Source organism: Pseudoalteromonas sp. APC 3691 (genome assembly GCF_030408135.1).
In the GTDB taxonomy this organism is placed as follows: Bacteria; Pseudomonadota; Gammaproteobacteria; order Enterobacterales; family Alteromonadaceae; genus Pseudoalteromonas.
On sequence record NZ_JASDCB010000108.1, the window covers coordinates 1 to 6,324 of the forward strand.

Sequence of the window (6,324 nt, forward strand, 5' to 3'; positions counted from 1 at the left end):
CAAGCTCAGCAGGTAACTTACGTTTGCGAATACTTGCTTTATCGGTCTGCTCGAGCACATTAGAAATCCACTCAAGAGGGATATGTTTCTGAAATGTAGATAAAGAGTCAGGAGTGGCGAATATATCTGTATCAAGTAACCAATGACTAAGCATAAAAATACCCTCATAATCAAAAGATGATAAGGGTATTGTGAAGCAACCAAAAGATCGGTCAACCGATCAAAAATACCTTAACTGATCGGTGTTAGCTCATTGGGCGGTTTTTTATTGCCTGTAATATATTTGTGCTCACGATTGTTTTAGCTTTACTGTGCAAGTATGAATAAACAGTGCTAACTTTGTAGAGCACGCCATGAGTGTAACGTCGTACTATGTATTTAAAATAAGTATTAATAGCGCGGTTATTAATCATAATATCGTCATCTTATATTTAGGCGCTGGAAGCTGTTTAGCTTAAATAACGCGATAATTTAAACTATTAATAATAACTGTTAAAACTACCGATAATAACTAGGGTGATAATTATGTTGCCATTAAAGTATTTGATTAACGTAGTAAGTTTGTTTGTATGCAGCGCTTTAGCGAGTGAGGTAAATATCGTAAATGTAGCGCAGGAGCAGCGTGTGCAATATGCTCGTGACGACTACCTTAACGAGCTATTAGAAAAAGCATTGGTGAGCGCACAATACCCTGCAGAGATTAACCCCGTTTTAATTCATCCCCATCAACAACGTACTTTAATAGCACTAGATACAAAAAATTTAGATTTATACTGGAGTATGAGCAGCCCCGAAAGAGAGTCTTTAGCTATTGCGATTAAAATCCCATTATTTAAAGGCTACATAGGTAAAAGGGCGCTATTAACAAGTGAGAACAGCATTGCTAGATTTAAAGGTGTTACTAGCTTAGAGCAGTTAGGTAGGCTTTCTGCGGTACAAGGTCATGATTGGCCTGATACAAAAATAATGGCGTTTAATGGCCTGCATATAAGGCCGTTTGCAAATTATCAGGCTATGTTTGCCTTAACAAGTGCAGGGCGTATTGATTACTTCCCACGTTCATTTATCGAGGTTAATTCAGAGCTAGCGGCAAATAAACAAAGTAACCTAGTGATAGTACCTAATTTATATATGAGTTATCCAACAGGGTTTTATTATTTTGTATCAAATAGTAAGCCAGAGCTTGCAGTGGCAATTAAAAAAGGGCTTGAGATAATGCAAGAAAATGGCGAGTTTGATGCTTTATTTGATGAATATTTCGCAAAAGATTTAAACTCGTTACCTTACGAAAAAGGTAAAACAATAGAGATTAAGCTCGATAACCCTTATTTTTAGGCACAAAAAAAGGAGCCTAGGCTCCTTTTTAGTATGCTATTAATAGCATTTAATTAGCGAAGTAACGACTCAGTTAATACTGGACGAATTTCGCGGATAATTGCTTGAGTCAGTTTTGGTGAACCACAGATAATATTGCCGCTGTGGTTATAGTTATTACCACCGGCGAAATCTACAACCATACCGCCCGCTTCTTTAACCATTAGTTCGCCCGCAGCAGAGTTCCAAGGTTTTAAACCAATTTCAAAAAATCCATCAACACGGCCAGCTGCAACGTATGCCATATCTAAAGCAGAACAACCTGCACGGCGAATATCAGCAGTGTGTACAAATAATGCTTTAAACGCTTCAGTGTATGCATCCATGTGGTTCTTGTTTTTGAAAGGGAAACCAGTAGCAAGTACAGTGCCTGCAAGAACCGTAGTTTTGCTAACGCGTAGACGTTTACTGTTTAACTGAGTGCCTTGACCGCGAGATGCAGTGAAAAGCTCACCACGAATTGGATCATAAATAACAGCTTGGTCTAAACGACCTTTAACTTTAAGTGCGATAGAAACCGCGTAATGAGGGATACCTTTGATGAAGTTAGTTGTTCCATCGATAGGATCTACAATCCATTGGTAATCATCATCCTTGCCTTTATGCTCACCTAGTTCTTCACCAACAATTGAGTGAGTAGGGTAAGACTGTAAAATAGTGTCACGAATTACGGCTTCGGCTTCTTTATCAATGTTAGTTACTAAGTCGTTAGCGCCTTTTTGTTGCACTTCAACTTTTGATAAATCTTCACTTGCGCGAAGTAAAATTTTGCCTGCGTTGCGCGCAGCGCGAACCGCAATGTTTAACATTGGATGCATGGTATTACCTTTGGGTTGTAAAAGAACGTTTATATATTTCAGCCGGCGTATTTTAGCGACTTTTGCCATAAAGTAAACAATAAACCCCAAATACTTGTGTTTGTTTTTTATACAAGATTGAAAAGTTTATATATTTTTAAAAAATAATTATCTGCATTTAAATAAATTAAATTTAAATAACACTTTACCTAAAGTTAACTTGAGGTTTTATCGTACTCCTAACTTAACTGATAGGATAACATTATGTATTTAGAGCACGTAAACTTAGTCGCGAGTGATATAGATAGTATGCTTACATTTTATCGCGCTGTATTTCCACATTGGTCGATTAGAAGTGAGGGCAGAGGCGATTGGCATGGAAAACCAAGACGCTGGGTACACTTTGGGGATGACACGCATTATATTGCGATAAGCGATCATGGTGAGGCTGAAAACAGAAGCTTATCGGGCCATCAAGTTGGTTTTGCACACTTTGCTTATGTAACTAATAATTTAAGCGCAGTAGTAATGCGCTTAAATAAAGCGGGTTTTACTCTAAGTAAGCAAGGTAGTGAGAACCCTTTTAGAAAGAATGTTTATTTTATTGACCCCGCAGGGTTTGAAGTAGAATTTGTAGAATATTTAAGTGATATCCCGAGTGAGCGAAATAACGATTTATAATAGGTTAACCACCGCAAAGTGCGGTGCTTAACGAGGCTTTATGAACGATTATTTCCAGCGCCAAACTGGGTTTTTAGCTCATTTGCAAAGCTTATAAATTTTTCTTTAATTGTGCGCTTTATTTTCACTTCAACCGAGCCCATTACTGCCTTTCCTTCAATATGAATTGTAGGGCCTTGGCGTTTGTTAAGCGACACAGATTTATTTTCAAGGCTACTTAAAATACAAAACATTTTAGACACTACATTGACATGCTCTGGTACGTAAATTTCATCGCTACCAAAAATACAGTTAACGTGAATAGTTACATTTTGATGCGCAAAAATAGCATCGGTAAAATCAAGCACCACCGATCCCATAAAGTTACTCAAATATATATTTTTTGGCACAACCCACTGACCACTTCGCTCGTTAGATCCTAAAATACTGCGTAATGTAAAATCATCATCACTGTTTTGCTGTGCACTATAATGTGGTTTAAATTGCGATTGTTTTTCTGCTTTATATTGCTGATCGGTATTAAGTGTTAAGTCTTCTACTAAGGCTAGCAGTGCTTCGTTATTAGGTGCATCCATCGCATTATCTAAACGTCTTTCAAATGCATCAACAGAAATAACACCATGACTGTAATTGATCAATCACTTGTTCGCGTACTTGTTCTATTGGGCGGTCTTCAACTTTTACAGACATGAGTTATTCCTTCTTATATTTACTATTGATACTGCTCTTGTAGTTAAGTTACAAACCGCGTACCAAATATAATTTCATTAATTATCAATTGGTTATTTTTTAACGGTGTTTTTTGTTTTGTTATATTAACGATAGATTAACCAAAAGAGCAATTATCTAGCTATTTTCACTATTTGAGAAAGTTTTACCGAGTAGCCTGTAAATAGTTACACAAACATAGATAAGGTTTAATCTCTTAATTAATTCAAGTTGTTGAATTTAAAGGGTAAATAAAGTTGGCCTGAAGCTCGCATTAGTTAAAGTGTCTTTAATCAAAAGGAGAAAGATTATGAAAACATTTAACAAGTCTATTATCGCAGCTCTAGTTCTTGGTACTACGGCTATGGGTGCCCAAGCAAACAGCTGGGAAAACGAAAGTAAAGATGCTTGGATTGATGGTAAGGCAGAAACCGTTCTACTTATGAACACTAATCTAAACAACTTTGACATTAACACTGATGTAAAAAATGGCAAAGTAGTACTTACAGGTAAAGTTAATAGCGAGCTTGATAAAGAGCTAGCAGAAGAACTTGTACTTAGCCTAGATGGTGTATCTGATGTTGATAACAGCCTTACTGTTGTTAAAAGCATGGATACCAAAGATAAAAGCAATGACATGATGGACGATGATGATAACGACCTAACGGACGCTAAAATCACCACTGTAATCACAACTCGCTTCCTGTTTGACTCAGAAGTTGGTGGTACAGACATCGATGTTGATACCGACAATGGTATTGTAACTCTGAACGGTTCAGTAGAGTCTGAAGCTGAAAAACAACTAGCAGTTAAAATTGCTAAAAATGCTGAAGATGTTCGTGACGTAGTTGATAAACTAGCTATTGTTGCTGAATAATACAGTATAGTTAAGGCCCACTAACACTGGGCTTTACGCCTTTCTAATGCTTAATTTAAATGGAGTTTGATCATGGATATTATTCGTATAATACTTTCGATTTTATTACCGCCATTAGGTGTGTTTTTGCAAGTTGGCTTAGGTATGCATTTTTGGTTAAATATTTTATTAACACTGCTAGGTTATTTCCCAGGTTTAATACATGCAATCTACATTATTGCGAAAAAATAATGACAGATTATATATTGTGTAAGCCGACTACTGAGGCCTAATGATACAATTGCCACAGTACTGTTCGGCTCACAATATTAGTTTTTAAATTAAATATTTTTTATCAAAATCTAATTTTTAATTTACTCAAACTAAGTGATTATTTCTTGTAACTCACTCCCAAAATTCCCTCAGCCAAACCATTGCTTACTTCAATTAAGCTTTCTAACTAACTGCAGTGTTCTGATTCTGTATTGATGCCAGTTAGGAAATCTTTAACATTAGTTTGTTTATATATCTACAATACGCGATTAATTACTCTATTATTTAGTGACAATATTACCATCACTTCTAGTGTTATCATTAAACCAAGCTTTTACGCATATTGAGGTAGCTAATTGAATATTCGACTTATACTGTCAGGCGTTGTGTCATTCGTTTTTTATTTTAGCTGGGCCTACTGGGCGAACAGTTCGGCAGATATTGCTAAATCGGTCACGCTTCAAGCTGCATTAGTACAAGGTTTGTATAGTGGATTTGTAACGCTGTTTTTTACTTTTATTTTAGAAAAGGTCGTCAACAAGTATAAGTCGAGTTATGTAACGCTTGCGTTTTTAACTCCGATTATTTGTATGTTTCATTCTAAAACACCACAAAACGTAGCAATACGACAAAGCTTTAATAACGCAATTAACTCCAGCGCTTCATATTTAAACAACAAAAAAATAGCAGGAGTGCTTTTTGCGCCTATAATTCCGATTACTGTTCAAGCGAGCTTAGTAATTATGGTGAATGTAATTAATCAGACACCTAATTTGGCACTTACTGTGGCCCCAAGCATATTTTTTACAGCCTTGTATGCCTATACATATATGTTAGCTTTGCTTAAAAAGTAGAGCGTTAAATATAAAAGACTGATATGAGAAGGAGGTTTTTATAATTTAATGCAGTGAATATCATAGAAAATATCTTACATTTTATATTTATGCCCACTTAAAAGATTACTATTTAAGCAGTTAGCTTGTTGATTGTTAAAATAAAGGCTTTTGGTAGTGACAAGCACCTAAAAAGTTTTTATACTGCAAACCGCTTTAGTCGCTCTGTGACTGAACGCTTCAAAAATTAACTGCCTAGCAGTTATATAAAGTTGGCCCCTTAGCTCAGTTGGTTAGAGCACACGACTCATAATCGTTAGGTCCCCAGTTCGAGTCTGGGAGGGGCCACCACTTTTACAAACTTTCCCAAGTAAATATCTATTAAAATTATTTAAAGCTGCATTAATTTCATATCGGGCAATTTATTATTCTTTATTTATCCCTAATAATAAGCGTAATCTAAATAAAGTTAAATCCATAGATTAAGCTAAGCCTTCTTAAATTTGAAATAGTGCGAATGTACTATTAAATTCCAGCGTTAGATCAGATGCCATTCATGCTCTGTTTTGTAAATGACAATGAGCTGCATCTGATTTCAGGATACAAAAAAAGCCCCTGTTGGAGCTTTTTACTTATTAGCGATTACTTTTATTGCTCAAAACTACAAGAGTTAACTAGGGGCTGTTGATCTTTGTAGTACATATATCAATCAGCCCACATTGGTAGCCACATCATAGTAAATGCTAAAGCGAGCATTGAATGATAATTTCGTTCAAGCTTTTCATACCGCGTGGCTATCCCT

7 protein-coding genes, 1 tRNA gene and 2 pseudogenes are annotated in these 6,324 nt (G+C 36.0%); 6 read left to right on the plus strand and 4 right to left on the minus strand.

What is annotated here, in order from left to right; all coding sequences use genetic code 11:
• Positions 1–154, minus strand: a 154-nt coding sequence (locus tag QL998_RS19930; protein WP_182198119.1) for a transposase domain-containing protein, incomplete at its 3' end; no start/stop codon positions are given.
• 371 nt (positions 155–525) lie between these two features.
• Between QL998_RS19930 and QL998_RS19935 the strand changes: the two genes are divergently transcribed.
• Complete coding sequence (locus QL998_RS19935; RefSeq protein ID WP_290193345.1) at positions 526–1,335, plus strand: transporter substrate-binding domain-containing protein; 810 nt, start codon at positions 526–528, stop codon at positions 1,333–1,335.
• A 53-nt stretch (positions 1,336–1,388) separates the two neighbouring features.
• Here the strand turns inward: QL998_RS19935 and suhB are convergent, their stop codons facing one another.
• Entirely contained in the window at positions 1,389–2,192 is an 804-nt protein-coding gene (gene suhB / locus QL998_RS19940) for an inositol-1-monophosphatase (RefSeq protein ID WP_002957826.1), read from the minus strand.
• A gap of 243 nt (positions 2,193–2,435) precedes the next feature.
• On the opposite strand from suhB, the gene QL998_RS19945 reads away from it, so the two are divergent.
• Positions 2,436–2,852 (plus strand): VOC family protein, encoded by a 417-nt coding sequence (locus QL998_RS19945; RefSeq protein ID WP_197098795.1) that lies wholly within the window; start codon positions 2,436–2,438, stop codon positions 2,850–2,852.
• A 38-nt stretch (positions 2,853–2,890) separates the two neighbouring features.
• Here the strand turns inward: QL998_RS19945 and QL998_RS19950 are convergent.
• A pseudogene (locus QL998_RS19950) lies at positions 2,891–3,542 on the minus strand (LiaF domain-containing protein).
• Between the two features lie 328 nt (positions 3,543–3,870).
• Between QL998_RS19950 and QL998_RS19955 the strand changes: the two are divergent.
• The 4 genes from QL998_RS19955 (at position 3,871) to QL998_RS19970 (ending at position 5,873) form a co-directional block, all read left to right on the plus strand.
• The gene (locus tag QL998_RS19955; RefSeq protein WP_007586486.1) at positions 3,871–4,437 is read left to right on the plus strand and encodes a BON domain-containing protein; all 567 of its coding nucleotides are present in this window, start codon (positions 3,871–3,873) and stop codon (positions 4,435–4,437) included.
• A 72-nt stretch (positions 4,438–4,509) separates the two neighbouring features.
• The gene (locus tag QL998_RS19960; protein WP_004587604.1) at positions 4,510–4,668 is read left to right on the plus strand and encodes a YqaE/Pmp3 family membrane protein; all 159 of its coding nucleotides are present in this window, start codon (positions 4,510–4,512) and stop codon (positions 4,666–4,668) included.
• Positions 4,669–5,045: 377 nt separating this feature from the next.
• On the plus strand, positions 5,046–5,543 hold the full coding sequence (locus QL998_RS19965; RefSeq protein ID WP_290193346.1) for a hypothetical protein: 498 nt from the start codon (positions 5,046–5,048) through the stop codon (positions 5,541–5,543).
• A 253-nt stretch (positions 5,544–5,796) separates the two neighbouring features.
• Positions 5,797–5,873 (plus strand) — tRNA-Ile (locus QL998_RS19970).
• Between the two features lie 354 nt (positions 5,874–6,227).
• Here the strand turns inward: QL998_RS19970 and QL998_RS19975 are convergent.
• A pseudogene (locus tag QL998_RS19975) lies at positions 6,228–6,324 on the minus strand (IS5/IS1182 family transposase); the annotation flags it as partial.